Raw genomic sequence first — 26,177 nt, 5'->3', positions numbered from 1 at the left:
ATAAATAAATTTTATGGACAGAGATTTTGATGTCAGTGAAGAGTATAAGAAAGACCGGGATGTGAAAGATGAAAACAAATATCTCTGGATAGGCATCACGGCTATGACAGTGGCAGCTTTCCTTGATTGGGAATTGTTTCAATGGATTTATACAGTAATAAGGGCAAGCCATTAAGAAGGACTAAGCAAATAGACTGTAAAGATCTGAATACTATCGTTCTACTTTATTAAATACTAATGAATGTGCCTGCAGATCGTAGTAAATCGACGCCAACAGTTTTGGATAGTAATATGGTGGTCAGCTCATTTGGGAGTCGGGCCTGAAAAATTTCTTGAAGCAATAGCTAAATTAGGAATAAGGTGGAGATAATCAGAAGCCGAATCAAGTCACAGTGACACTACTTTCAGTACACTGTTGCTTTGGTACGGAAGCTACTATCCCTTCGTTGTTCTTTAAATTAATGTTTATTGATAAAATTAAAATTCATCTCCTTCAATTCAATCACTGCTCCATTCTTTGCAACGGGGAATGCTTGCTGAGCTAGATAAAATGATCTGTTTGCTATGATAGGACGATGTAATCGTATTTAAATGCGTGTGTGCTTCAAGTAGGCAGTCCCATGAAAAGTATTCGATATTCCCATACGAATTTACACGAACCAGTTGGAGCTTGCCGGTGCTATTTTGGTTTAAATGGGATGCCGCAATTCTCCGCCTAATCCTGGATCAAATGTGCCTGCTTTTCCGCAAGTCTTAGCGCATCGATGTTTGTAATCCTTTACTGGCATTTTCCGCTGTACTGTTGTTTAAGAAAAGCCGGTTGGTTATAATGCGGTAAAAAGTGATGGTCAGCAGGTATAGCAATGTCAGTGTCAGCAGGGGTAACAAAACTGCGGGAATCCACTGGACCGGAACTGGTGTGGGATGCGAAGCATACCTAAAGGACGCAATAGTTATTGCTGCTAATGGAAAACTTACTGACCACCAGGATACCCTGAATGGACAGCATTTGGGTAATAAAAAGATTCTGCGGACTAATAACACGAGTAAAAAAAATCCTGAATAATACAGTACTGATCCCATGATATCCCGGGTCCCGGTTAAAGCTTCATAATCCGAATAGCCTATCGCAAAAGGAAGTAATAATACCAGAAGGGTAGGCTGCAGCGCTTCGGGTAGAGGGGACTGAAAAAATAATCTTGCAAAGACAATGGGCAGGATAATGATCGCCAGGAATACCCCCACTGCAAAACAATACAAACAGATTTCTCTGGCGCCAGCGATATGTAACTGACTTCCCACAATAGGAACATCCAGCATCCCCACCACCGGTAGTAACCAGGATGGCTGTGCATCAGATGTATTTTGCTGAATCCTCATCCATTTGCCTAATACCAACAGTGTGAATAGTATGATCAGCGCTACACCTGCTGACCAGACAACTGTGGCAATTCGTTCTGAAAAAGGCAGTACAATACCGGGCAACAAAAGCAGGCTCACAATAAAAGTGGTAAAGAAAGGAGAGGATACCGGGTTATTAAACTCATTGATCACTGTTGATGGGTATTTAATCAATTTCACCAGATAGGCAGTGAATAAAGCAAGGAAGAGAACAATAGTTAACAGGCCAATGGCTTTGCTCATCCAGTGCGGGAAGCCCCATTTTGCTTCTGCCAACCTCCAGGAAAAAGTTAATCCAGTCATTCCCAGAATTCCGCCAAAAAGGCTAACGGGAAGAAACGAAATAAAACTTGTATTTGATTTGGTGGAACCCATCTGAATTGTTTTGATTGGATGTCTTTTGGCCGCTTTTATATTTTTATTTTTCTTTCGCTTTCCTGTATCTCCAGTTCATTGATACTTGCATAACGTTTGGTCATTAAACCATTCTCATCAAATTCCCAGTTCTCATTCCCATAAGCCCGGAACCACTGTCCCTCGGTATTATGGTATTCGTATTCAAACCGTACGGCTATCCTGTTATCCGTATGCGCCCAGTACTCTTTCACTAATTGATAATCCAATTCCCGCTTCCATTTCTCAGACAGGAAAGTCACAATTTCGGCTCTGCCATTAATAAATAAATTCCGGTTTCGCCATTCGCTGTCCTCGGCATATGCTTTTGAAACCCTGACCGGCTCTTTACTATTCCAGGCATCCTCTGCCAGTTGTATTTTTTGTATCGCCTTTTCCAATGTAAAAGGCGGAAGGGGGTGTCGTTGCTCCATGGCAGATATTTTACTTAATACTTTTTGATAAATTAATAGTTGGTCTGCATACATTGTATATCCCCTGACCGGGCTAGTATAATCGTTGCCCCTGTTTTATGAATCCATTCGTTGCCTTCCGCATGATCGAAATGCCAATGGGTGTTGATCAGGTATTTATTGGCTTAGTACTGATGCCTTAAGAATTGCTCCCGCTGTAATAACACCAACGCTGCGTATAAAACCACCACGGGAAATTTTATTTGTTTGTTCGTTATTCATAATCTGATTTTTGATTTTCACCATCTTTATGAAATCACTGCAGTGCGCTGCTGCTTATCCTGTAGGTGTTAGTCCCAACCTTCCATACAAAAGGAAGTTCTTTAAATAAGCGCCTCCTGCTGCCGGATGGACGCAAGAATGATGGAATTATTTTTTTTCACTCACCGGAACCGCTGCAGCCCATTCCGGACGGGTTACCGGGTGACCGTTCAGCATTTCAACAACAGAACCAGAGCGTCTTAACGTGTCTTCCAATGACTTTGGACCCTGGAATGGACGTCCCCCAATATGCCAGCCATCAGTATGAAGTTCTTCAATTAACACCCATACTACTTCACGGAACGCTTCAGATCCTTCGAATTTTACCATAACATCGGTAAGTGCTGCTGCAAGAGCATGTTTTTCTTCGGTGGTAAATACTCCCTCTACCAACGTAACTTTTACAAAAGGCATAAAATATTTTTTTAGTGATTAATTTGATGATTATTATTTTGGGGCTGCTATTGATCTGAAATTTGTTATTGTCTTTTTTAGTCAATATCAATTACAATTTTTCCAAGGTTCTTTCCACTTTTCAGCACACCATGTGCCTCTTCAATTTCTTCCAGACTAAAATTTCTGGGGTCAACGAGCACTTTCAATTTTCCTTCCTCGGCAAGCTTTGTTGCCTCCCGCAATATTTCCCCGTGATGCGCCCTTCCGATTCCTGTTAATAATGGAAGTAAGGTAAAGACACCAGAATAGGTTGCTGCCCGGAAAGAAAGCGGGGCAAGCTTATGGGTACCCCATCCAAGACAGCTTACCACATGACCGGTATATTTTTTTACAGCATGAAAAGAATTATCAAGTGTGGCTCCGCCAACTGTATCATAAACAATATCAAAACCTTCACCACCGGTTAATGCTTCCACATATTGTTCAACGGCGAGGGTTTGGTAGTTTATCGTTGTCGCTCCGAAATGGCCAATTGTTTCTTCCTGTTCTGCCGAAATAGTCGTGAAAACTTCCGCTCCGAAGGCCATAGCAATTTGTACAGCCATATGGCCAACACCACCAGCACCACCGTGTATCAGTACTTTTTGTCCCGGTTTAATTTTTGCCCGGTCCACTAATCCCTCCCATGCAGTAATAAAGATCAAGGGGGTGGCAGCAGCCTCTTTCATTGTAAAATTCGAGGGTTTCCTGGCAATTAAGTCTGCGTCTACGACGGCGTACTCTGCCAGTGATCCGGGGACATTTCCAATACCTCCTGTCATTCCAAAGACTTCATCCCCAACTTTAAAATTGGTAACGGCATGGCCTACTGATTCTACAATGCCCGCTAAATCTATCCCCAGTATGGCGGGTAATTTTACTTTGGCATGAGGAGCATTGCCGCTGCTGATTTTTACATCCAGAGGATTTGTTCCGCTTGCTTTAATACGCACAAGAACCTGACTATCTCCTACGGATGGACGCTCTAATTCCGACACTTTAAAGGAGCTTTCATGTGCTTCTAAAATAGCCGCTTTCATTAATTTATTATTGTTACCCATAACGGTAGTTTGTGAAAATGGTGATGATTATATTTTGGATTAAAAGGTGTTTTATCATGCCCTTTATCAGGTGATGCAACAAGAATCGGACGTTGATTTTAGCGGGCATGATGGCTAATACCTTAGTAACAGCGCTTTATTTCAGGTATTTCTTCAATTCCGCCGCCGCCTGAATAAATGCAGATTGTGTTGCGGGCAAGTCAGCCAAGCCATTGAGCAGGCCAAAGTCATGTATAGTGCCATTGTAACGTACAACAGTTACGGGTACACCTGCCTCATCTAATTTCCTCCCATAGGCTTCCCCTTCATCACGCAATACATCATTGCCTGCTACCTGTATCAGCGCAGGTGGTAGGCCTTTTAACTGTTCAATTGTAGCCTGCAGGGGAGCGGCATAGATTTCTTTGCGTTGCTTGGGATCTGTGGTATACATGTCGTACATCCATTTCATCACAGAAGTAGTGAGGAAGCGGTCTTCACCAAACTGTTTGTACGACGCGGTCTCAAAGTCTGCATCAACTATCGGCCACATCAGTATTTGTACTTTGATTGCCGGGCCATTGTTTTCCTTTGCCTTGATGGCGGTTACCGCACTCATATTTCCTCCCACACTATTGCCGACAATTGCCATGTTTTTGCCATCGACATCTATTTCTGCACCGTGTTCGGCCACCCATTTTGTGGCAGCATAAATCTCATTTACCTGTGTGGGATATTTGGCATCTGGAGTAGGGGTATAGTTTATAAAGACGCCTGAATAACCAGTGAGTACGGTAAGGTCTCTTACCATTCTTTTGTGGGTGGGATAATCTCCCAGTACCCATCCGCCGCCATGGAGAAATATAAATACCGGTAAGATGCCTTTTACACCTGCAGGACGAACTATATTCAGTTTAATGGTATGTCCGTCAGCAGTGATGGTTTTTTCGGATTCATCGATACCTGAAAGATCAACCTTAACCGAAGCCTGTGCATTAACCAGCACTTTCCTGGCCTCCTCTGGACTTAAAGTTTCCAACGGTTTTCCTCCACTTGTATTCAGGGCTTTTAAAAATGCTTTTGTTTTACTGTCAAGTAAAGGATCGGTTGCATAGTCAGCAACTGCAATTTCATTTTTCATTTCAGTTTTGTTTTGTTGTTTGGAATTTGATGGTTCGCTATTGGTGCAACCCATTGCACACAGGGCACCTGCTACTATCATGTACTTATTCATATGCGATGATTTATTTTTATCCAATTGTAAGTAGTTCTGAATCTGGCTCTGATGTTTGAGCAGAATACCTTAAACATAATACCCGGTTGCTGTTGTTTTCTTTCCCATGTAAAGATCAGCCGTACTGTTGGTTTTCATTTTTCCGTAATATTCAAACTATTTGATTTTTTAGTCCAGTTTGCTGGTCTTAAGATGTGCATCAATGTATGAAGGGGATTCTTTGCAGGAGGCACAATAAAGCTAACATACAAAAGCGTTAGTTTATGAATATTGCATGTTTGTTTTCAGTTTTACAGCCCTCTTACCGGTGCATTGGATTTTTCAAAACAGTCACAGGTCCTGTATAATTTTAAGGGATTTTTTTGTATGATATTTATAGTATGTCAATTGAATTATTCTGGATACCTGGATAGTTTTGGTTATGGGTAAAGTTTAAGCGCAGCATTTGTTTTACAAAACCGGATTACTCATTTTACCTGATGCTCCCGTGCAACTTCATCTAATATTGCTAGTCAATTTTTACATTGGTTCCGCCTAATAAGCGAAAGTAAAATCATCCTGGAGGCAGTCTACAGGAAACAGTGGGAATCCTATTTAAGCTGGCCTTGTAGAAAATAGAAGGCTGTTTGTTATTTGCTTTGATATTTGTCCGAAGAAACAAAGACTACTGAAGTGATGAGCAACAGGTGCATCAGCTTTCTGCTAATACCACGATAATTATCATTACGATTATTCGCTAATAAAAAATCCCTGCGACGGTCCGTAAAAAGGAGCGGCTTCAGGGATTCGGTAAAAATGGCTTGCTGACTTTATTGTCCGGGAATTACGAAAGTCATATCGTGGTAAATTCTGTGAGAGGTAATCTTCCATTCCCCATTTGTTTTAATTAGAGAAGGTTTGTAATAACCGGATTCAGTCGGAGTTATTGTACCCATCAAACCAAGTGTGCCTGCCTGCCAGCCGCGTTCAGGCCTACAGGCTCCAACACAATCAAACCTGATAAATTGAGCATCCATAAAAGCCTCTTCACCATTTACTGAAATGATGTGATCGTGTGTTGTGTGATGACTCCAGCCTCTTACAGGATGCGGTTTCATCAGGTTGGAAATGGCATTTGCAATTTCTTCTTTGCCTGTTAACACAAATAATTGTACAGGGTTCCCGCTGTTGAAAGAATAGATTTCAACTTTACCATCCTCAGTAAAAAGACTGCTTAAAGATGCCCCGTCAAGTGCATCTGCTGCTCTGACATATTTCGCAAGTACCTGTTGAATTGCTCTTTCATCACTCATTTGATAAGCGCCGGTTATTTGATTTTTTTCTATCATTTTTTCTTTTTTATTTATTTTTAATCTTGTTCTCTTAAAGTGTTTACCAACTTTAATAATACAGGAGAGTTGCCTACCAATAAACTATCATCACCCCATTGCCAGTCGTCCCCTTTCATATTTAATATGGTTGCCCCGGCTTCTTTTGCTATTAGTATTCCGGCAATCCAATTGTAAGTATCTAAACCCTCCTGGCAAAACAGATCGATTCTGCCTGCTCCTACATTCGCAATTTGTAACCCGCAGGGCCCGTAATTTCTAACCGCACCATATTCATTCAGTAATTTTACTACAAGAGCGCCTGTTTTTTCATTTAAACCATCAATACTGTTTTGTAAAGGAGGGTGATTGAAAGATGCCAGCATGTACTTCGGCTCAGTTTTTTGAGCTATTGCTAGCTGTACATTATTCAAAAACGCACCCTGGTCTTTTTCTGCCCAAAACATTTCCTTATGTATTGGGTCGTATATTATCGCCAGACCCGGTTGCCCATTTCTGATTAGAACCAGATTGATAGTCCAACCCGGCAAATGCTGCATATACTGTACTGCGCCATCCATTGTATCACAAATCCAATATTCAGTTAAATCATTTGCTTTTTTTTGTTTTTCGAAATTCAATTCATCGTTAACCCAGGGAATTCCGGGATAATATTTGTAAATATTATCCTTCATATAACTCAGGCATTTTTGTTCGATTGTATTAAATAACAGGCGAAATTGGGCTGAACCTGCAGGTATTCTTTCTTTCTTAAAATCCATGGCAAATTCATCTCCGATGGTTTTAACTATATCTAAAATTATGGGTACGTTAATAGCTTGCTTCATCTTTCGTTTTATAATATTCCCTGGTGTCAAAATTCACAAGGATGCTGGTTTTTACATTTAATTAATATCTGTAGAAGTACTAAGGTGTCGCCATTTTTTGTCAGCTGCCATTTTAACCAGGTCATTTTGTTCTGCTGCATTCACTGCATCACTACCGAGTAATAATCGCAAGGGCGGTTGTTCCATCTGCGTAATCTGGAGTATAATATTGGCAGCTTTAGCCGGGTCGCCGGGTTGTTTGCCATTATAGTCATGCTGAAATCGGGCTGTTCGGCCAACTGTATTTTCGTAATCTGCTAGACCTTCTTTTATGATAGCAGATTTACCGGCAAAATCTGTACGGAAACCACCCGGTTCAATTATTGTAACCTTGATACCTAGTGGTGTAACTTCTTTTGAAAGGACTTCAGAAAATCCCTCCACTCCCCATTTTGCAGCCGCATACGGTCCTCTTCCTATTGGCCCTATGCGGCCACCCACAGAAGAGAATTGAATGATATGTCCGGACCTTTGTTTACGCATAAAGGGAAGGGCAGCTTTAGTAACGATGATAGTACCGAACAAATTGGTTTCAATTTCAGCACGAAATTCAGCGATGCTGGTTTCTTCAATCGAATTGATATTACCATAGCCTGCGTTATTTACCAATACATCTAATCGTCCGAATGCACCAATGGCTGTTTTAACCGCAGATTCGGCATCTGTTTCGCTCTTTACATCAAGTGCACATACTCTTACTTTGTCTCCAAAACGTTCTGCCAGATCTTTAATTTGTTCAGGATTTCTTGCCGTTGCTACGAGCTCGTTACCTGCAGCAAGTACAGCCTCTGAAAGTGAACGTCCAATGCCACGTGAACATCCTGTTATTAACCAGACCTTTTTTAAATTTGACATAAATTAATTAGTTTATCTATAGCCAATAATAATTCTACCAGAAGATTTTACGATCACTTTACTTCCCGAATTGGGATACTGTTATTAAAACGAACCATAGTGTGAATATAATTTTTTACATTGCCCGGCTGCCTCTACTGGGTTGCTTTTTGTATCTCTGTTACCATTGCCACCCCTAAGGATAAATTCCGTCTACAAAATTGGCGATTATGAATGAGGCGTATTTGACTGTGGCAGTCATTTTCATTAACCTGAAGATTCACCAAAGTTGATTGCCCGCTTTCACAATGGTTAAAAAGCAGTCAATAGGGTGAACCAAAAAATCAACATAAAATAATGAAATAGTAAAGTCATCGCAGGAGCTTCATTTTACCTTGCGACAATTATTTGCTATTCCTAAAAACTTCATCATCTTTTAACAAGCAGCATCAATAGAAAAATATGAAACCAAATCTTGGCATCCCGGAAAACCATTTACAGGTAATTAGTCTTGAATTGAATAAATTACTGTCAGACGAATTCATTTTGTACACCAAATCAAGAAACTATCACTGGAATATTGAAGGCTCAAATTTTAGCGAAATGCATCAGTTTTACGAGAGGCAGGTGAATGAAATAAATGTTATGATTGACGATATTGCTGAAAGGATCCGCACCATTGGCTTTTATGCTGAAGCAAGGCTGGAAGATTACCTGAAGCTGACTAGCCTGATAGAGCAACCTTTCACTAATTCCCAGAATGATCAGTTAAAAAATTTATTGGGTTCACACGAAACCATAATCAATAATCTCCGGAGGCTTGCTACACTCTTTGCAGATAAGCACAAAGATGTGGGAAGCAGTGATTTTGCAGTTCAATTGCTGGAAAAGCATGAAAAAATGGCCTGGATGATAAGGGCGCATCTTAGCGGACATTGAGTAAATGCTGCTTTGAAGTTGGTCAACCACTGTAAAATTTTTATCGGATGTCAGGAAATGACATCCGATTTTGCTATTATAAATTGCTCCGTTTCTTACCCGCCAATACTCATCCCCTTCAATAAGTATCATCCGGCTTTGTTTGCGATTTTCCTCTTTCGATATTTAACTACTGAATAGTGAAATGGCGAAATATCGCTATTAAAAAAACCTTGTGTTTTATATATCTAACAGGTAATCAACAATTTATAGCCTGGCATCCGTTTTGAAATTACTATGCGGTCATTTGAACCCTCAGCTTTTTTCAACAATTGCAATAACGCATTTTAGCTATTAATTTGTTGTGGGTATTCGGGAACTATTGAACTATTAAAACTCAACTATGTTACAACAGGAATCGTTCAGGCAGTGCGGCGCTGGAGCCAGTCTTTTTAACTTCGGTATGAATAGTATTGCCTTTCACGGAGAAGCGGCAGTGAGGCATTACAGCTTCGATCAAGGTCAGTCGGACCGGGTGTTTTGCGATGATAATATTTTACTGGTAACAGTAAATGGAAAGCTTAATTTGAATTATGGAAAATCGAGCTATGCAGTTGGTAAAAATCAGATGGCATTTCTTAAGAATAATCTGATGGTGGACTTTCGGGCAGAAACGGATCAGCAGAAAGGGGGTAAAGTTGAATTTATTGTTTTTCTAATCAGTCATGAATTAATTAAAGAGTTTACTAAAATTACCCAGTTATCTCAGATCATCAATGATGAGGCCTCAGAAATATTTGTCAGTTTACAGAATAGCCACCTTCAGTTATACATCAATTCTCTTACTCCTTATATTGGAGATGCCGCTAAAATTGAAGGCAGCCTGCTGCGCATTAAGTTGCTGGAATTATTGTTCTGCCTGGCCAGTACCGATACACAGATGCTGGACCTTTTACTTAATCTCAAAAAAAGTTACCGCCCCAATATCACCACTGTGGTGGAAGATAATTTGTTGAATCCGCTATCAATCAATCAACTTGCCCGCCTGTGTGGAAGAAGTTTATCGAGTTTTAGAAGAGATTTTATTTCAACTTATAACATGCCTCCTTCGCAATGGATACGTGAAAGGAGATTAAGAAAGGCCAAGGAATTTTTAGTGACTACCAGAATGACGGTAACTGATATTTGTTATACCCTGGGATTTGAAAATATTGCACATTTCTCCAGGTTATTTAAATCTGAGTTCGGACATTCTCCTTCAGAATACCGGATGCAATTAGCGTCTGCATAGCAATGTGGTGATCAGGTAGTGGTTAGCCTCTGTGCTCTTTACGGATACCTAATTTTTTTATCCGGGAATTAAGTGTGCTGGAAGGTATTCCCAGGATGTCTGCAGCTCCGCCTTCACCAGCAATTCTACCATTGACATGTTGAAGAATTTTTAGAATATATTCTTTCTCATTTTCAAAGATCGTCTGGATTTTAAAACTTTCTGATCCTGACTCAGTTACCGACCTGGATTTTTTATTTGGAAGATCTAACTCTTTAATCGTATCACCTGTAGTAAGCAGTACGCTTCGCTCGATCAAATGTTCCAGTTCCCTGATATTACCAGGCCAATCATATTGCTGTAATTGCTCCAGTGCTTTATTGCTGAAGTTGGTTATTTTCTTTCCTGCTTTTTTAGAAAACCGCGTAATAAAATGCGAAGCCAGTTGCGGAATATCTTCACGCCTTTTTCTGAGTGCCGGAAGTTGAATCGGAAATATATTTAGCCTGTAAAACAGATCGCTTCTGAATTTGCCTTCTTCCATCAATTTTTCAAGGTCACGGTTAGTAGCTGCAATGATGCGTACGTCGGTTTTGATGGTGGTTTTACCTCCAATACGTTCTATTTCTTTTTCTTGCAGCGCTCTTAATAATTTTACCTGTAACTCTAATGGCATTTCTCCAATTTCATCCAGGAATAAAGTACCATTATTAGCCAATTCAAATTTTCCGATCCTTCTTTCAAATGCCCCGGTAAAACTTCCTCTTTCATGACCAAACAATTCACTCTCAATTAAATTAGCTGGCAGCGCAGCACAGTTAATTTTAATCATTAATTTATTCTTCCGTGGCGATGCATTATGAATGGCCCTTGCAATAAGTTCCTTTCCTGTGCCCGTTTCACCTAACAACAAAACAGTGCTATCCGAAGAGGCAACCTGCGATACAAGCCTGAATACAGTTTTAATTGCGGCACTTGTACCGACAATATCGCTATGGTTATTTGATGTTTCGATTTCCTGTTGCAGGTATAAATTTTCTTCTTCCAGTCGTTGTTTATACCTTTTTATTTCTTCTAATTGTTTTTGAATTTTTTCGTTGGCAACAATATTTGCTGCTGCTATAGAAAGCTGGTGAGAAACGGCGGATAAAATATTCAGTTGATTGGCATCAAATCCATTTTTCACTTTTGCAAACAACATAAAAAAACCAATAGTATTTTTATCCTCTTTCAATGGCGCAAGTAGCATTTCAACGCTTCCAATGGCATAGTTTCTTTTTATGAAATCCGGTGCTTCACTGAATTTTTGCAGGTCCAGAATTACAAAACCCTCTGCAGCCAATTCGAATGCGCCGTTCTTGAGTGGTATGTTGGCGACAATAACTTGCTTATAGTCCCAGTTTCCCGGGCTTTCTCCCTGTGGCTCCAGTAAGTAGGTTATGCACGTTTCTTTGTCTTCATTTATACAAGCTATCATGGCGTGTGAAAACGAAAAAAGCTTTGTCAGCTTAGTATTAATGAGTTGAAGAAAACTCAACTTGTCATGAATGGAGGCGATGGCATTGCTTAATTCCAGCAGTTTTGTCTTTTCGCTGGCGCTCTCACGAATTTTCTCAGCCGCCAGAATATTTGAAATTGCTACAGCCAATTGCGAACAAATTCCCTTAAGCAGGTTACTCTTTATATCGAATGCAGCACCATTCTCAAGTATTAACTGTGCAGTTCCTATGTTAACGCCACCGGCCCGCAAAGGGGCTAGTACTATCTGCTCAATTCCTGCTGCAGCTAAAAAATCAACATATGCCGGTCTTTCGGGCCTATTGATCAAATCGGATACTTCGTACAAGATCGGATCTTCAGAATTCATCACCTCCTTAAACAAAGCCTCATGTGCGTCAAATTTTGCATTAACCATGTCGGCAAAATCAGGGTTGCTCCCTATGTGTTCACCGACATCTACTAAAAAAATACTGTAGGTTTCTCCTCCTTCGTCTATTTTTGAAAAGCCTAGCTGTTGAATGGCAAATAACTGCTTTATTTTTCCATTCACCACTTTAAAAAGATCTCTCCGGCTTTGTACCGCTGCAATTTCGTTGCTAAAAGAAAGCAGGAGTTCTTTTTCCTGGTTTCGTGCGAGTATCTTTTTATTTGCCATAATGTTAGATACGGCTATGGCAATCTGGGAACAAATACTTTTAAATAAAGGTCGTTGTATATTAATGTCACTTATCCCATCCTTTTTGAAGTTCATTATTGCTATATTCTCCTGGCCATGTCTGATTGAAACACCGGCCATTTGTCTCAGGTTGATAGACGCTGCGGCTTTAGCATAGGTAGGAGGCGTGTCAGATCTAAACCAATCCTGAACATTAAAAATGACCAACTCTTCGGAAGCAAGGATGGTATTAAACACACCGTCATTAACATCTGTATCAATCTCCAGTAGTTTCAGAAAATCGGGGTGTCGGGCAAATTCGGCGTCAGGGTCAAATAAAATTGGACGATGTGTCCTTTTATCCGTACTCAACGCATGTATAACGTAGTCCTCTATACCAAAAAGTTCCCTTAACTGCGTCTTTAAAATTTTGGCTAATACTTCGGTATCCCTCACTGACGCAATGGCGTTGCTGAATTCCAATAACCTGGATTTCTCCTGTTCCCTCGATTTAATCTTTTCATTAGCCAGGATATTGGACACTGCAACAGCCAGTTGATCACTAACCCCTTTTAAAAGAATTTCTTTTGTTTCAAATGCATCTCTATCTTTAAAATGAAAATTTACAAATCCTATGATATACCCACCTACCCGAAGTGGTACGGTGACATAATAGACAAAGCCGGCTTTTTTCCAAAAAGCAACATAATCCGGCATGTCCGGTTCCTTTGAAACATCTTCTACATCAAACAAAACGGGTCCTGTAGCGTTCATTACACGTGTAAAAATCGGATCTGTAACACTGTACCTCGCAGATGTAACAGAGTCAAAATCCGAAATACTCTTTGTTTGATCACCAAATTCCAACACAAAGGCGCTATATGTTTTGCCATCCTCATCAATTTGTGCAATACCAAACTCATCAATTGAAAAAAGCTCTTTAATTTTCGTATTAACCAACCGGAATAAATCCTCCCTGTTCTTTAATGCTGCTATCTCATTACTCAACAATAGCAGGGTTGTTTTTTCTTCTTCTCTTTTTGCAATTTCTTCATTGGCAATTATATTGGCCGTTGCAATAGATATCGGATAAGATATCTTTTTGAGAAGATCAAGAACTTCCGGATTAAAACAATTTTTTTTCTCTGATAATAAAACAAAAAGCCCTATAGGCTCGTTCCCCTCAATCAATTTGAATGTAACAAATTCTTTTATACCAGTACGGTGAATAAAAGAAACATGTTTATTTCCCTCCCGCAAAAGTATTTCAACATCCTGTACCAATGGCTCATCCCTTCCAATGTAATCATTCTTTACAGGATATTCCATGTCCAGTTGTCTCGCAAATTCTGCATTTTCTGCTCTGCCTTTTTGCGCATGAAAAATATAAGGCCGGTAAGTCTTTGTATCCTTATTATAACGAAGAATGAAGCTATCATCAAAATCAATGTATTGTTTTAAATTGTTTCGTATAAGATATAACATATCCTCCTTGCCGCGTATGCGGACAATCTGATTATTTAAAGCATAGAGAATTTTGTCCTGATTTTGTTCTTTATTCAGCATATCCTGCCCTGAATTATAACACTAATTTAAATGATCATGGACTGGTAAGCAAAAAAATGAACACCCGTGGAAATAATCTTAAGTTTTTAATAATTTATAATTGCAGATTATTGGGTTAGTGTTCCGGTCTTGACCAAAAATGGAATAGCCCATCCCGTTTGAGATGGTCTATTTCACGCCCTTTAACCAACGGTTGACTGACACCGCACCACTTCCCTTAACCACAACAATAATAAGTGGTGAAAGCAACATCACAAATTATTGTATACCTTCTCCATTTTTATGGTTATTCCAGTTCATCAGTCTTTCCTGGTTCTCTAAAATCTAGCAGGAGTTATTTTAACACAGGATTTGCCTCAAGGAATATCAGAAAAGTTTCCTTAATTTTTTATTTTTATCAGTCTTTCGTTTATTGCATTTCCCATCTTCCGGGAGACTAACAACGAATCAATATAATTCTTAAATGCCCGGCTGGTTTTTAACAGTAATAAATTGTTGAATTATTTATTTGCCATAGTCCGCCTTACGCTAATTGCTAACTTCAAATATAGCTTTTGGTTCTAAAAAAGCTTCCAGTCCGAACTTACCAAATTCTCTTCCGATACCAGATTGTTTGAAGCCTCCGAATGGAGCCCGTGGCTCATCTACAAATCCGTTAATAGCGACTCTGCCCGCCTGGAGCTTTTCGGCGATGGCTTTCGCTCTTTTAATATCTGCACCTGCTATATAGGCGTGCAGGCCATAAGCGGAATCGTTGGCTATCCGGATGGCGTCAGCATCATCTTTATAGGTAATAACTGATAGAACAGGACCAAAAATTTCTTCTGCAGCGATGGTCATGTGGTTGTCGACTTTTACAAAGATGGTTGGCTTTACAAAGTTTCCTTTCTCCAAACCTTCCGGATGCCCCAAACCTCCGGTCAATAATTCCGCTCCTTCTTCTATACCTTTTTTTATATAGGACTGAATCCGTTCGTATTGTTTTTTTGAAACAATCGGACCGATGGCTGAATCCGGGTCTGTTGACGGACCTACCTTCATTGCTTCAATCCCTTTCTTTAACGCTTCAATTATTTCTGCCTCCCTGCTTTCAGGAATCAATATACGTGTTCCTGCTGTACAGGATTGCCCGCTATTTTGCAGTCCTACCTGCAACACAAAAGGAATGGCATTTTCCAGTTGCGCATCATCCATTATTATGGATGGTGACTTTCCTCCCAATTCCAGGGTCACTCTTTTCATGCTATCTACGGCTTGCCTGGCAATTAATTTTCCTATAGCTGTTGAACCTGTGAAAGAGATTTTATTAATGCCCGGGTTACGGGTGATCTCGCTGCCTACAACATCGCCGGTTCCCTGCAAAACATTGATTATTCCCGGGGGAAGGCCGGCATCATAGAATATTTCAGCCATTGCATTATTCTGCCGGGCACTGAGTTCACTTGGTTTCATTACAACGGTGCATCCGGCAGCAAGGGCGGTAGATGCTTTTACGCACATAAACCAAACACTAATATTCCATGGACTTATTAAACCGGCAACGCCAACGGGGTCCAGTATTACCCCGGTACCTTCTTTTAAATTATAACGGAATGTTTCAGGATTTACCTGCTCCCTGGCTACTAACCAGGATCTCGCAGCATCCTGTAAAGCGAATTGGGCAAACCATTGCGGTGCGCCATATTCATTGCTGATAATCTCCAGTAAATGGTCCAGCCTTTCAGTCATTTTATCATGAATCCTTTGCAGGTAATCCCGCCGGGTCTCTAAACTGGCTTGCGAATAGATTTTAAATGCGGCATTAGCAGCGGCTATTGCATTTTGTGTATCTGTTTCATCTGCTAAAGTTACCCTGGTGATGATTTCTCCCGTAGCAGGATTTTCAAGCTCTAATTGCTGTGTTCCGTGAGGCGTAATAAATGTTCCATTAATGAATTGTTTATCTATTATTTGCATAATCTGTGTTTTTGTTTATGCAAAACTCTGCTAAAACTTATTGCTCTACTTTGTAATAAGGCTCAATTTACTTTGTTATAAAGTTCAATGTCAAATGACCTCAATTGATGATTCGATATCTGAAAGAGATTTAAAATATTCAGCCACTCCTGCAATTGCATTCAGTCAAATGGTTGCTGTATTTAAAAAACAACATGGCAGATCGCTACATTTCGTCAATGGTTTCGCTTAATCGCGAAATATCATTTTTTTTAAATGCAGGTTTATTTTATAAGTACATGACTCTTAAAGTCTTAATGAATGGCATTCAAATTGACTTCAGCATTTGCATTAAATGCTAGTGCGTCATGGAAAAGAAATTAGCAAAACATGCTGTAATTATTGATTTACATGAAAGAGGATTTACCAGTGATTTCCAGTTTGCAAAACAGGGGTTGTGGTGGATCCAGGAAAAAATTTATGTAAACGAGCCTGATGTATCGGTTCTTGAATCCTACCGCTTTGTGAGACAGGGTAAAGCCATTATGCATACTTCCATTATTATGGGTATTCAAATTTTAAATCATCTCGAAAAGGGAATTTTAATTTATCAGGTAGTGAGTAAACTATCAAATGACACCGGGTGATGCAACCGGATATATTCAAAAATAAAATGCAAATACTTTTTCATCACATAAAGTGTGGTATTAAAAATGCTCGAGTAGTAAAAGATATTTTATTAGCGGTAATTATTAAAGTCCCAGCAAATTTAAACATTCATAATTATGACATTAATAAAAACAAATTTCGGCTTCCACTCGACAGCAGATGAAGTTATAAATGGGATTGACTTGACAGATAAACGAGCCATTGTAACAGGCGGTGCATCAGGGATTGGAATAGAAACCGTAAAAACTCTGGCAAAGGCAGGTGCGGAAGTAACAATTGCTGCAAGAAATGTTGAAGGGGGAAAAAAGGTTGCGGATGAAATAATTTCGACCACAGGAAATAATAAAGTACACGTTGCTCAACTTGACTTAGATAACCTTAGCTCAATAAATAATTTTGTTGACAACTGGAAAGGTGCATTGGATATACTGGTTAACAATGCAGGCGTAATGTCAATACCAGATTTGCAAAAAACATCAGAAAGTATTGAAATACAATTTATGACAAACCATCTTGGGCACTTTGCATTGTCTGTTGGATTACACAATGCTTTGCAAAGTGCAGGTTCTGCAAGAATAGTAGTGGTAGCATCAAGTGGACATCTATTTTCGCCTGTTCTGTTTGACGACATAAACTTTTTGTTTAGACCTTACGACCCTTTGGTTTCCTATGGACAAGCAAAGACGGCTTGCGTTTTATTTGCTGTTGGTGCGACTGAACGTTGGTTAAAGGACGGAATTACTGTAAATGCTTTGAACCCAGGAGCCATCTTGACAAATCTTCAAAAACACGTTGGTGGAAAGCTTCGTTCGGCACCAGAACTTCATAAAACGCCGCAACAAGGAGCAGCAACTTCAATCCTGCTAGCAACTTCACCGTTGCTTGATAATATTGGTGGGCGCTATTTTGAAAACTGTAACGAAGTTGAAACTGTTACAAAACGACCTGGCAATTATGAGGGAGTTGCAATGTATGCACTTGACAAAGGAAATGCAGACAGACTATGGAATATCTCAATGAAAATGATTGGTAAATAAAACCATTAATAACTAAAACAAGCTTATGAAAAAAGTACAAATTGAAACCATTATCAAGGAATTTATAAATACTGCCAATGAATTTAATATCGATGCACTACTTACACTGTTTGCTAAAGATGCAGTGATTAAGGATGTCTCTGTGGGCGAAACGTTCAGGAACACCACGGGTGTCCGCAGGTATCTCGAACGTTTTTTTATTGATTACCATACACAAACCAGGGCAGAATCTTTTAAGATCATTACCCCTCAACACGCCATCGCACTTGTTGATTTTACCGGAGATTTTGGCCATGAAACCGGAGGTCTTGAATTCACCGTTAACAATGACGGCCTTATTAACACCATTGAGGCCTATCTGGATTGATGAAGAGCAAATAAGATACTTCTTCCACCAATAATGACGGGGGCTTTTACCCGGGCAAAATCACAGTTGATGGTTTCTAAACAGGAATGACCGCAGCCAAACCATCGCCTGTAACTTATTATAACCTGTCAATAGACCGATGCAGTTATTTGCTCGACCAGGCGGGCTTTGCTTTCATTATTTTTTTATATACCGGGCAACTTTCATTGTGCGCACCCTGTACGTATCCTGTGCTCATCAAAAATTCATTTACAATTTCACCACCCGTAAAACGAAATGTTTTTTTAAACAGTTGCACCCATTCTTCCTTGCTTTTCGGATGATGGTGGTCAAGCCATTTTTCAAAAGAGCCAAATTCTTTTTGCAGGGAAATAATGACTTTTGCATTTTCAATCGCTGCATTTACTTTTAACTTGTTTCTGATGATCCCCGGATCGGCTAAAAGCCTTTCCCTGTCCTTTTCTGTATAAGCTGCGATTTTGCTGATATTGAAATCACTATAGGCATTTCTAAAAGCAGTCTCTTTTTTCAAAATAGTTTCCCAGCTTAAACCTGCCTGGTTGATTTCCATGATGAGCCGGCCGAACAATTCGTTATCCTGGTGGATAGGAAAGCCATAATGATTATCGTGGTAATTTTTATGCAACAGTCTTCTTTCTTCGGGTTGCATGTGATCAATGTAACTGCAGTAGGACATCTTTGATTTATTTTAATTGCCTGTTACCCTTCAGGTTTGCCAGGTGTCTGATGATGAATGTGGTGGTCAATTATCCGGCCGCTTTAAGTATTGGCCGGCCTGCTAATTGTGATGAAATGATTGTTTAAATGCCGTAGGAGTAAAATTGGTTTTTTTCTTGAACAGTTTATTGAAGGATTGGGGATGTTCAAAGCCCAGCAGATAGGCTACTTCAGCCACCGTAAGGTTGTTTTTTGAAAGATACTCTTTCGCCTTTTCAATTAATTTATGATGAATAAACTGTTGCGTATTCTGGCCGGTTAGGTTACGCAGCAAATCAGTCAGGTAACGGGGAGAAAGGTGCAATTGTTCTGCTGCAAAATGTACAGTGGGAAGTCCTGTTTTCATCGAAGCGTCGTCCTTGAAATAGTCATGGAGTAATAACTCCAGTTTAGTCAGCACATCGTGGTTTACTGCCTTGCGGGTGATGAACTGGCGGTTATAAAACCGGTTGCTGTAATGGAGCAGTAATTCTATCTGGGTAATGATAACGTCCTGGCTGAAATGATCCAGCCTTTCCCCAAGTTCCTCCTGGATTTTATGGAACACCCCCAGTATGGTTTCCTTTTCCTTGTCTGACAAATACAGCGCTTCGGAAGCGGAATAATTAAAAAAACCGTATTGTTTGATGGTCGTATTTAACGGATAAGGCCGGATAAAATCCGGGTGAATATGCAGGGACATACCATCGTAGTTGGCTTCTTCATCCTGCATCTTTAAAATTTGTCCCGGTGCCACAAATGACATTCCTCCCTCCTCAAAATCATAATATCCCTGCCCGTAACGTAGCTTGCCACTGAAATTTGTTTTAAAGGATATTTTGTAAAAATCTAAAATGATTCTCTGTTCAAAATCCTTTGGGTCAAACACGGCCTGTCCGTAATTTAAAATGCTGATCAGCGGATGCAAAGGCCTTGCCTGACCCATTGCCTTATGCAGTTCAGTTATTGAACGGAATATTTTGGGTTGACTTTTCATTTATATGCAGTATTTACTGTTACCAAAATTAGGAAATGTTCTGTAGCGACACTGATTTCAGCTGATGGTGCATTGGCAGCTTTTGATTTTAAGACTGCCTGTTTGCCTGCATCCCGGCTGCGGGAAATTTAAAAGCTGAACATCGCTTTAATATTTTGGACCTGCGTTTCCACTCCATTCTCCATGCGTTCCTGGTACATTTCTATGGTATCTTTTCCGGCAATGTAACGGAGCTGATTTTTGTTATCCGTAGCAGCTTCATATACCACCTGTGCAACATCTTCTACTTTCGAATACTCCGCTATTTTCTCCGCACTGTAACCTTTGCTTACCTCTATCGTGAGCTGGTTATAGGCATCATGTTGTCCAAAGTCAATGGAGCGACCGGCAAAATCAGTTTGCATACCTCCCGGCGCAATCAGCTTTACCTGTATCCCAAACTGTGCAAGTTCATAAGCCATACTTTCTGAAAAGCCATCTATTGCAAATTTGGTAGCACTGTAAATGGAACAGGTTGGATAACCCATCAGTCCGAACTTTGAAGTGATATTGATAAAAATGCCATTCTTCTTCTCCCGGAAATACGCAGTAAATGCTTTTGAAACCCTGATCACACCCAACAGGTTGGTTTCTATCTGTCGTTGAATTTGTTCATCACTAAATGCTTCCAGGGGGCCTATTAAACCGTATCCTGCATTATTGAGTACTACATCAACAGAATACTTTTCCGTTACACTTTTAACGGTGGAATTGATTTGCTCCAGATTGGTAACATCCAGCGGCAGCAATATGACATCGTCTGATTTATCCAGTGTGGTTTCTTTTTCCGGATTACGCATGGTGGCGATAACCTGCCAGCCTTTACTTTGAAATAACAGTGCAGCAGCCTTCCCCAAACCTGTTGAAGCTCCTGTAATAAAAATGGTCTTTTGCATTATGGTATAGTTTATTTGGACTGCAAATTTCCGGCGTATGAGTAAGGAAGATGTTGCCGTTTTGCAGCTTTTATTAGCCAAAATGACGGCTGACTATTTTTTAACAATAAAAATTTGCAAAAGGCTTTTTCCAGAGTGTCCAAAAGTGATTGTGCAACAGCCGAATGCTTTGTCTGCTTTTTATTATGGTTTATTCAGCTGACCGTGCAGCAAATAATTGTCCTTTTGCCTGGGCAATAAGGTCTGCACTTGCATACACTCAGGCTGACAGTCTGTTTCCAAAAAAAATCTCCACTCGGCAAAAAATAAAATCCCTGATGGGGAATTATTTTTTTGAAAAACCTTGTTTCTTCTCGCTAGGCTTACAGATGGTCACTATCGGTAAATGAATGAAGCATTTTATCAGATTGATATTTATACACAACTAAAGTTTACAATCATGGAAATGACAGCAAGAGTAACAAGTGATGGTACAATCAGAAGCCTGCAATCAGGAAAACAGGTTGTGAATTTTAATGTAGTCATAACGACAGCTACAGATCAAAAGCCACAGGAGAAGCCTTCAATTAAGCTGGTTACCTATGTATAATGTAATTACTAGCTAAATTGCCGTGCAGCAGTATTTCTGACTAAAGACAATTTAGCTGGGATTTCCACAGATACCAAAACTTACGCAATTATAACTGGAGTGGTACATAGTGCAAAAATCAGTACTGAATTCTACTGGTTGATTTTTAAGCCGGATAAAGAAGAAATATTTTTTTGAGGCATAAAAAAAGGGCTAACTGTTGAAACAGTGCCCCGATTTAATCCGTACCCTATGAAAACTGGTTGCAAAGTAAGGAATATGTTTTACTAATGTGTTACTATTGAAATATTTTTTTTTGAAATGGTTCTAAGCGATACTGATCAATTATACTGAAACCACCATCCTTGCTACTGTTTTTCATGATGATAAGGAAGAAGAAACCAGTTTGCTTGGGAACGCTTCGCCTGCCCCGGCAGGGAATTGATGCAAATAATTTAGCTACAGCAATTGGTACAAAAGCTCAATTAGGCTTTTTCGCTCTGTCGTTCAATTCCCCTTCCAGCATCAGTTTTGTCAGATGAAAAAATAATTTAATGGTCTGTGTGGGTTTCTCAGCCAGTTCACTGAGAGCAATCAGGTTTTGTTCAAAGAGAAAATTTCTACGGCCATTGGCTTCTCCGTTAAAACCGCAGTAAGCCATGGCCCAGTTACTGAAAATGCGTTCGTCCGCTTCTTCTTCCGACATCATTATTACGCTAAAGTGCCTGCCATCGTGTTCAATTTTTTCATACATTTTTTTTACGGTCAACTTTTTGCCTTCCAGTATCTGAATAAATTCATCATTGTAATAGATCAGGCAACCGGTAATACCATTGGCCGAGTTAAAATTCCGGGATGTATTTAAAATCGCTTTTATATCCGCCGGATGCAATCCGGGACTAGCTATTGAGCAATAAATAAGCTGGTACATAATTTAACGGGTATTTGAAAAATACTTTTTTCGCAAGTGCTTCAGGCTTTTTGCTGTCGTATTGTTGTATGATAGAAGTAAAAATACCAGAATCAAATAGATTTTTTTATGACAAAGGTTAACCGGGTACTTGACAGCAGTCATAGCCTTGTTTCATTTACAAAACTTTTCGTTTCTTTACTACATTTTTCCGCTGAGATTTACCCCTTGTTTTACTTATTTTTACCCAAATAAATTCTTTACACATTCATATTGTCACCCAATCAAAAAAACTTTTATACAGGTGTATTACTGGCGGTTCTTACAACCCTTATCTGGTCGGGTAATTATGTTATTGCCCGTGGTATTTCAACCGAAGTGCCCCCGGTAGGCCTGGCATTTTACCGGTGGGGACTAGCCTCTCTGTGCATTGCACCCATTGCCTTTAAAAAATTTAACCAGGAAAAACATATCATTTTTCAGCACAAACAATACCTGTTGTGGACAGCACTAACCGGTGTAAGCATTTTTAATACCTTTATTTACCTGGCTGGTCATTATACTTCGGCCATCAACCTGGCGTTGATTGGTACTACTTCGTCCCCGGTTTTTATTACTTTGATGGCGGCCTTTTTTTTAAAGGAAAAAGTGAGCAAACTAAGAATGACGGGGATGATCATTTGTATCACGGGCATTTTATTTTTAATTAGTCACGGTAGCCTTGCGGCGCTGTCCCATTTTAAGTTTGGTAAGGGAGATGTCTTAATACTTATCAGCGCATTTACATTTGCCATCTACAATATCCTGGTAAGAAAAAAGCCTGCAGGTATTTCGCCAATGGTGTTTCTTTTCGCCATATTTACCGTTGGTACTTTGTGCCTTTTACCGTTTTATATTTTTGAAACAGTGCACCAGCCACCGGTGAAATGGAATGCTCATATCCTCTTAATCATTTTGTATCTTGGTATCGGCAACTCTATCATCGCCTTTTTTTGCTGGAACGCATCTATACAAAAACTCGGCGCATCGGGTACTGCTTTATTTGGTAATTTGATTCCGATATTCAGCACCATTGAGGCCGTACTGTTTTTGGGTGAAGCATTTTCTACCATTCATTTAATAAGTGGGTTACTGGTAATTGGCGGTTTGGTAATTGCCAATATTACACCGGCCATGTTTACAAGATAATTTATGCAGCAGGGGTAGTTACCTAAATAAAATCAACCAGTTTTTCACCAGCAATCCTTACATTCAATCATAAATAAAATAGGCATGTCTTCTAACAACGTATTGTCAGTCAAAAAACACATTTCATCTTACCTGGCTATTTTAACCTGTTTTATAATGCTATTGGGAACGGCGCAGGCACAGTACAAAAAATCACCCGACGCCACTATTTTTACAAGTCCGGAGATGGCTTTTTTGCACCCCCCGGCCACAGCTAAGCCCGGCGTATTGTGGATGTGGATGGGTACCAATATGAGTAAATCCAATATTACCAAAGATCTGGAAGCATTAAAGGAAGAAGGCTTTAGCAGAACCACCATGTTCAGCCTGGCAGACGTGGTAAACCCGTGGAGCGCTATCATTGGTAAAACACCCACACCTCAATACATTTCATGGACGGAACCGTGGTGGAAACTGGTCCGTTTTGCGGCGCAGGAATCCAAACGGCTGGGGATGGATTTTGGCATGTTCAATGGCTCCGGTTACGAGAGCAGTGGCGGCCCATGGATTACACCTGAGCTTTCCATGCAGGAAATTTGCTGGAGCAGCACACCAGTGAGCGGTGGCAATAATTTGTTGATAAAACTGGAAAAACCGGCGGTTGATCCAAGAGCCAATATGCCTTTCCCTGTTTTTAATCTTGAAAACGGGTTGACTGAAAAACCCGTTATTCCCGGCAGAAAAAATTATTACAAAGACATTGCCGTGCTGGCCTTGCCAGCCAGCGGTATAGTACATCTCAATGAAATATATGACCTTACTGACAGGATGCAACCGGATGGAAAACTGGATTGGAATGCCCCGGCAGGCGACTGGACCATTTACCGTTTTGGACATACCACAATGGGCGCCCTCATTCAGCCGGCGCATCCAAAAGCAGTGGGACTGGAGTGCGATAAAATGAGCGAAGCGGCAGTAAGTTTTCATATTGATCACATTATAAATGAAATAAAAAAGCACCTGGGTGATTTAATAGGTACCGGATTTACTCACGTACATTTCGACAGTTACGAAGCGGGTGAACCGACATGGACACCAAAAATGAAAGCAGAATTTTTAAAGAGAAGAGGGTACGATTTAACACCCTACCTGGCCACTTTCGCAGGCCGGATTATCAACAGCCGCCAGGATTCACTTCGTTTTAAAAATGATTTTGATGCTACCATAAAAGATTTGTACCGGGATATTTATTATACCACCATATCCAAAAAATTAAAAGCAACGCACCTTACTTTTTTGAGCGAACCTTATGGTGGCCCGTGGCGCCAGGAAGATGTGATACCGTTAGTACATCATGTGATGACGGAGTTCTGGACGGAAAAAGGTGTATACGCACCCTATGAACTGGACCCCACGGTAGCCGCTTTAAGAAAATCGGATCACAACCTGATTGAGTCGGAGGCGTTTACGGGACAGCCGGCAGACAGCAAATGGAGCGAAAATCCGGCCTGGCTGAAACCCATTGGTGACGCGGCTTTTTGCGCCGGCGTTAACCGCATGGTGTTGCACCGTTTTGTGCACCAGCCCTGGGATGAACATTACAAGCCCGGTAATTCCATGGGGCAATGGGGTACTCATTTCGACCGCACACAAACGTGGTGGAAGCCTGCCAAAGCCATGGTGGCCTACTGGCAACGTTGCCAGGCATTATTGCAGTGGGGCAGGTTTACTACGGCGGAAAATGATTTTGCAGTTACTACCAATGACAGCATTAAAGTAAAATCCATTCATCGTCGTGATGACAATACTGATATTTATTTTGTAGCCAATACGGCCAGGGAGGCAGGGAGTGCCCAATGCAGGTTTAAGATAGCAGGTATGCAGCCTGAGTTATGGGATCCGGTTACTTCCACCATGCGTCCGTTACCGCAGTTTGAAATAGCCAATGGGTTTACTGCTGTCAATTTGCCTTTTGATAAAGCCCAGAGCTTTTTTGTAGTGTTCCGTAAAAAACTGATGTCTTCGGCTCTTGCAAAAAAATCCAATTTTTCCACCATAAAAGATTTGGCAAATATAGATGGTGCATGGCAGGTGAAGTTCGATGCAGCCTGGGGAGGGCCGGCCAAACCTGTTGAATTTACAGCGTTGCAGGACTGGACTTACAATGCTGATGAGGGAATAAAATATTACAGCGGTACGGCTGTTTATACAAAAACATTTGATGCGCCTGCTGTACAATCTGTCGGAAATAAGTCAACCATCTATCTTGACCTGGGCCTTGTAAATCATATTGCCCGTGTACTGTTAAATGGAAAAGATTTGGGCGTTATCTGGACTGCTCCATGGCGCACCAGGATACCTTCTGCCTTATTAAAAAAACAAGGTAATCAGCTGGTGATTGAAGTAACCAATGTTTGGGCCAACCGCTTGATAGGAGATGAACAGCAGCCGGCTGATTGTGAATGGTTGCCTAACCAGTATTTTTATAACAGCGGTTACCAGTTAAAAGAATTTCCTGACTGGTTTTTAAACAAACAACCAAGACCTTCCAAAAAGAGATACTGTTTTACTACGTGGAATTATTTTGATAAAGATGCACCGCTCGTGTCTTCGGGTTTGATTGGCCCGGTGCGAATTGTAGCCGGAGAGTAATGTGCAATATTTATTATCGCCTTAGCCAATAAAGTGAAGTTGGATATAG

The 26,177-nt window shown here is 40.4% G+C and carries 25 protein-coding genes; 10 read left to right on the top strand and 15 right to left on the bottom strand.

Translation table 11 applies throughout. The annotated features are described in order from the left end of the window. The first annotated feature begins 13 nt into the window (after positions 1-13). Positions 14-175 carry a hypothetical protein gene (locus tag JWR61_RS07265; RefSeq protein ID WP_301927183.1) on the top strand — a complete coding sequence of 54 codons (162 nt, stop codon included), beginning with the start codon at positions 14-16 and terminating at the stop codon, positions 173-175. 578 nt (positions 176-753) lie between these two features. Here JWR61_RS07265 and JWR61_RS07260 read toward each other — a convergent pair. The 9 genes from JWR61_RS07260 to JWR61_RS07225 form a co-directional block, all read right to left on the bottom strand. Further along, a complete protein-coding gene (locus tag JWR61_RS07260; RefSeq protein WP_301927182.1) occupies positions 754-1,776 on the bottom strand; it encodes an SLAC1 anion channel family protein in 1,023 nt (340 codons plus the stop codon). 35 nt (positions 1,777-1,811) lie between these two features. Further along, positions 1,812-2,228, bottom strand: a complete 417-nt coding sequence (locus tag JWR61_RS07255) for a nuclear transport factor 2 family protein (RefSeq protein ID WP_301927181.1) — start codon at positions 2,226-2,228, stop codon at positions 1,812-1,814. 32 nt (positions 2,229-2,260) lie between these two features. Beyond that, positions 2,261-2,377, bottom strand: coding sequence for a hypothetical protein (locus JWR61_RS28240; RefSeq protein ID WP_367881794.1), 117 nt, complete (start codon positions 2,375-2,377; stop codon positions 2,261-2,263). Between the two features lie 259 nt (positions 2,378-2,636). Further along, the gene (locus JWR61_RS07250) at positions 2,637-2,942 is read right to left on the bottom strand and encodes a tautomerase family protein (protein WP_301927180.1); all 306 of its coding nucleotides are present in this window, start codon (positions 2,940-2,942) and stop codon (positions 2,637-2,639) included. Positions 2,943-3,019: 77 nt separating this feature from the next. Beyond that, the gene (locus JWR61_RS07245) at positions 3,020-4,024 is read right to left on the bottom strand and encodes a zinc-dependent alcohol dehydrogenase family protein (RefSeq protein WP_301927179.1); all 1,005 of its coding nucleotides are present in this window, start codon (positions 4,022-4,024) and stop codon (positions 3,020-3,022) included. A gap of 136 nt (positions 4,025-4,160) precedes the next feature. After that, a complete protein-coding gene (locus JWR61_RS07240) occupies positions 4,161-5,237 on the bottom strand; it encodes an alpha/beta hydrolase (RefSeq protein WP_301927178.1) in 1,077 nt (358 codons plus the stop codon). Positions 5,238-6,046: 809 nt separating this feature from the next. Next, positions 6,047-6,565, bottom strand: coding sequence for a nuclear transport factor 2 family protein (locus JWR61_RS07235; RefSeq protein ID WP_301927177.1), 519 nt, complete (start codon positions 6,563-6,565; stop codon positions 6,047-6,049). Between the two features lie 20 nt (positions 6,566-6,585). Beyond that, the gene (locus JWR61_RS07230; RefSeq protein ID WP_301927176.1) at positions 6,586-7,392 is read right to left on the bottom strand and encodes an inositol monophosphatase family protein; all 807 of its coding nucleotides are present in this window, start codon (positions 7,390-7,392) and stop codon (positions 6,586-6,588) included. Between the two features lie 57 nt (positions 7,393-7,449). Then, the gene (locus JWR61_RS07225) at positions 7,450-8,286 is read right to left on the bottom strand and encodes an oxidoreductase (protein WP_301927175.1); all 837 of its coding nucleotides are present in this window, start codon (positions 8,284-8,286) and stop codon (positions 7,450-7,452) included. Between the two features lie 441 nt (positions 8,287-8,727). On the opposite strand from JWR61_RS07225, the gene JWR61_RS07220 reads away from it, so the two are divergent. Next, on the top strand, positions 8,728-9,204 hold the full coding sequence (locus JWR61_RS07220; protein WP_301927174.1) for a Dps family protein: 477 nt from the start codon (positions 8,728-8,730) through the stop codon (positions 9,202-9,204). Between the two features lie 382 nt (positions 9,205-9,586). Continuing rightward, positions 9,587-10,474, top strand: a complete 888-nt coding sequence (locus JWR61_RS07215) for an AraC family transcriptional regulator (protein WP_301927173.1) — start codon at positions 9,587-9,589, stop codon at positions 10,472-10,474. Between the two features lie 22 nt (positions 10,475-10,496). Here JWR61_RS07215 and JWR61_RS07210 read toward each other — a convergent pair whose 3' ends face one another. Beyond that, positions 10,497-14,174: a sigma 54-interacting transcriptional regulator gene (locus JWR61_RS07210; protein ID WP_301927172.1), complete on the bottom strand. Its 3,678-nt coding sequence runs from the start codon at positions 14,172-14,174 to the stop codon at positions 10,497-10,499. A 528-nt stretch (positions 14,175-14,702) separates the two neighbouring features. Further along, positions 14,703-16,130 (bottom strand): aldehyde dehydrogenase family protein, encoded by a 1,428-nt coding sequence (locus tag JWR61_RS07205; RefSeq protein ID WP_301927171.1) that lies wholly within the window; start codon positions 16,128-16,130, stop codon positions 14,703-14,705. A 347-nt stretch (positions 16,131-16,477) separates the two neighbouring features. Here JWR61_RS07205 and JWR61_RS07200 point away from each other — a divergent pair, with 347 nt between their 5' ends. The 3 genes from JWR61_RS07200 (at position 16,478) to JWR61_RS07190 (ending at position 18,182) form a co-directional block, all read left to right on the top strand. Continuing rightward, positions 16,478-16,756 carry a hypothetical protein gene (locus JWR61_RS07200; RefSeq protein ID WP_301927170.1) on the top strand — a complete coding sequence of 93 codons (279 nt, stop codon included), beginning with the start codon at positions 16,478-16,480 and terminating at the stop codon, positions 16,754-16,756. A gap of 138 nt (positions 16,757-16,894) precedes the next feature. After that, positions 16,895-17,815 carry an SDR family NAD(P)-dependent oxidoreductase gene (locus tag JWR61_RS07195; protein ID WP_301927169.1) on the top strand — a complete coding sequence of 307 codons (921 nt, stop codon included), beginning with the start codon at positions 16,895-16,897 and terminating at the stop codon, positions 17,813-17,815. Positions 17,816-17,840: 25 nt separating this feature from the next. Next, positions 17,841-18,182, top strand: a complete 342-nt coding sequence (locus tag JWR61_RS07190; protein ID WP_301927168.1) for a nuclear transport factor 2 family protein — start codon at positions 17,841-17,843, stop codon at positions 18,180-18,182. Between the two features lie 145 nt (positions 18,183-18,327). On the opposite strand, the gene JWR61_RS07185 is transcribed toward JWR61_RS07190, so the two are convergent. From JWR61_RS07185 to JWR61_RS07175, 3 genes are all read right to left on the bottom strand, one after another. Then, a complete protein-coding gene (locus JWR61_RS07185) occupies positions 18,328-18,879 on the bottom strand; it encodes a DNA-3-methyladenine glycosylase I (protein WP_301927167.1) in 552 nt (183 codons plus the stop codon). 102 nt (positions 18,880-18,981) lie between these two features. Further along, positions 18,982-19,896, bottom strand: a complete 915-nt coding sequence (locus tag JWR61_RS07180; protein WP_301927166.1) for an AraC family transcriptional regulator — start codon at positions 19,894-19,896, stop codon at positions 18,982-18,984. Positions 19,897-20,024: 128 nt separating this feature from the next. Then, a complete protein-coding gene (locus JWR61_RS07175; RefSeq protein WP_301927165.1) occupies positions 20,025-20,831 on the bottom strand; it encodes an SDR family oxidoreductase in 807 nt (268 codons plus the stop codon). A 37-nt stretch (positions 20,832-20,868) separates the two neighbouring features. Between JWR61_RS07175 and JWR61_RS07170 the strand changes: the two genes are divergently transcribed. Together JWR61_RS07170 and JWR61_RS07165 are read left to right on the top strand one after the other, a co-directional pair. After that, positions 20,869-21,033 carry a hypothetical protein gene (locus JWR61_RS07170; RefSeq protein ID WP_301927164.1) on the top strand — a complete coding sequence of 55 codons (165 nt, stop codon included), beginning with the start codon at positions 20,869-20,871 and terminating at the stop codon, positions 21,031-21,033. Between the two features lie 183 nt (positions 21,034-21,216). Beyond that, entirely contained in the window at positions 21,217-21,420 is a 204-nt protein-coding gene (locus tag JWR61_RS07165) for a hypothetical protein (protein WP_301927163.1), read from the top strand. Between the two features lie 460 nt (positions 21,421-21,880). Here JWR61_RS07165 and JWR61_RS07160 read toward each other — a convergent pair whose 3' ends face one another. Then, positions 21,881-22,330, bottom strand: a complete 450-nt coding sequence (locus JWR61_RS07160) for a BLUF domain-containing protein (RefSeq protein ID WP_301927162.1) — start codon at positions 22,328-22,330, stop codon at positions 21,881-21,883. Between the two features lie 252 nt (positions 22,331-22,582). Here JWR61_RS07160 and JWR61_RS07155 point away from each other — a divergent pair, with 252 nt between their 5' ends. Both JWR61_RS07155 and JWR61_RS07150 read left to right on the top strand, forming a co-directional pair. Further along, on the top strand, positions 22,583-23,497 hold the full coding sequence (locus JWR61_RS07155; protein ID WP_301927161.1) for a DMT family transporter: 915 nt from the start codon (positions 22,583-22,585) through the stop codon (positions 23,495-23,497). 84 nt (positions 23,498-23,581) lie between these two features. Continuing rightward, a complete protein-coding gene (locus JWR61_RS07150; RefSeq protein WP_301927160.1) occupies positions 23,582-26,128 on the top strand; it encodes a glycosyl hydrolase in 2,547 nt (848 codons plus the stop codon). The last annotated feature ends 49 nt before the right edge of the window (positions 26,129-26,177 follow it).

Origin of the sequence: Ferruginibacter sp., from assembly GCF_028288465.1 — a bacterium.
Taxonomy (GTDB): Bacteria; Bacteroidota; Bacteroidia; order Chitinophagales; family Chitinophagaceae; genus Ferruginibacter.
The sequence above is the reverse complement of the archived record's forward strand: the minus strand, read 5'-3'. Positions and strand labels throughout refer to the sequence as shown.

Excerpts from the sequence above, each read along its gene's own strand:
- JWR61_RS07265 (WP_301927183.1), top strand. The coding sequence starts at position 14 with ATGGACAGAGATTTTGATGTCAGTGAAGAGTATAAGAAAGACCGGGAT.
- JWR61_RS07260 (WP_301927182.1), bottom strand. The coding sequence starts at position 1,776 with ATGGGTTCCACCAAATCAAATACAAGTTTTATTTCGTTTCTTCCCGTT.
- JWR61_RS07255 (WP_301927181.1), bottom strand. The coding sequence starts at position 2,228 with ATGGAGCAACGACACCCCCTTCCGCCTTTTACATTGGAAAAGGCGATA.
- JWR61_RS07250 (WP_301927180.1), bottom strand. The coding sequence starts at position 2,942 with ATGCCTTTTGTAAAAGTTACGTTGGTAGAGGGAGTATTTACCACCGAA.
- JWR61_RS07245 (WP_301927179.1), bottom strand. The coding sequence starts at position 4,024 with ATGGGTAACAATAATAAATTAATGAAAGCGGCTATTTTAGAAGCACAT.
- JWR61_RS07240 (WP_301927178.1), bottom strand. The coding sequence starts at position 5,237 with ATGAATAAGTACATGATAGTAGCAGGTGCCCTGTGTGCAATGGGTTGC.
- JWR61_RS07235 (WP_301927177.1), bottom strand. The coding sequence starts at position 6,565 with ATGATAGAAAAAAATCAAATAACCGGCGCTTATCAAATGAGTGATGAA.
- JWR61_RS07230 (WP_301927176.1), bottom strand. The coding sequence starts at position 7,392 with ATGAAGCAAGCTATTAACGTACCCATAATTTTAGATATAGTTAAAACC.
- JWR61_RS07225 (WP_301927175.1), bottom strand. The coding sequence starts at position 8,286 with ATGTCAAATTTAAAAAAGGTCTGGTTAATAACAGGATGTTCACGTGGC.
- JWR61_RS07220 (WP_301927174.1), top strand. The coding sequence starts at position 8,728 with ATGAAACCAAATCTTGGCATCCCGGAAAACCATTTACAGGTAATTAGT.
- JWR61_RS07215 (WP_301927173.1), top strand. The coding sequence starts at position 9,587 with ATGTTACAACAGGAATCGTTCAGGCAGTGCGGCGCTGGAGCCAGTCTT.
- JWR61_RS07210 (WP_301927172.1), bottom strand. The coding sequence starts at position 14,174 with ATGCTGAATAAAGAACAAAATCAGGACAAAATTCTCTATGCTTTAAAT.
- JWR61_RS07205 (WP_301927171.1), bottom strand. The coding sequence starts at position 16,130 with ATGCAAATAATAGATAAACAATTCATTAATGGAACATTTATTACGCCT.
- JWR61_RS07200 (WP_301927170.1), top strand. The coding sequence starts at position 16,478 with ATGGAAAAGAAATTAGCAAAACATGCTGTAATTATTGATTTACATGAA.
- JWR61_RS07195 (WP_301927169.1), top strand. The coding sequence starts at position 16,895 with ATGACATTAATAAAAACAAATTTCGGCTTCCACTCGACAGCAGATGAA.
- JWR61_RS07190 (WP_301927168.1), top strand. The coding sequence starts at position 17,841 with ATGAAAAAAGTACAAATTGAAACCATTATCAAGGAATTTATAAATACT.
- JWR61_RS07185 (WP_301927167.1), bottom strand. The coding sequence starts at position 18,879 with ATGTCCTACTGCAGTTACATTGATCACATGCAACCCGAAGAAAGAAGA.
- JWR61_RS07180 (WP_301927166.1), bottom strand. The coding sequence starts at position 19,896 with ATGAAAAGTCAACCCAAAATATTCCGTTCAATAACTGAACTGCATAAG.
- JWR61_RS07175 (WP_301927165.1), bottom strand. The coding sequence starts at position 20,831 with ATGCAAAAGACCATTTTTATTACAGGAGCTTCAACAGGTTTGGGGAAG.
- JWR61_RS07170 (WP_301927164.1), top strand. The coding sequence starts at position 20,869 with ATGAGTAAGGAAGATGTTGCCGTTTTGCAGCTTTTATTAGCCAAAATG.
- JWR61_RS07165 (WP_301927163.1), top strand. The coding sequence starts at position 21,217 with ATGAATGAAGCATTTTATCAGATTGATATTTATACACAACTAAAGTTT.
- JWR61_RS07160 (WP_301927162.1), bottom strand. The coding sequence starts at position 22,330 with ATGTACCAGCTTATTTATTGCTCAATAGCTAGTCCCGGATTGCATCCG.
- JWR61_RS07150 (WP_301927160.1), top strand. The coding sequence starts at position 23,582 with ATGTCTTCTAACAACGTATTGTCAGTCAAAAAACACATTTCATCTTAC.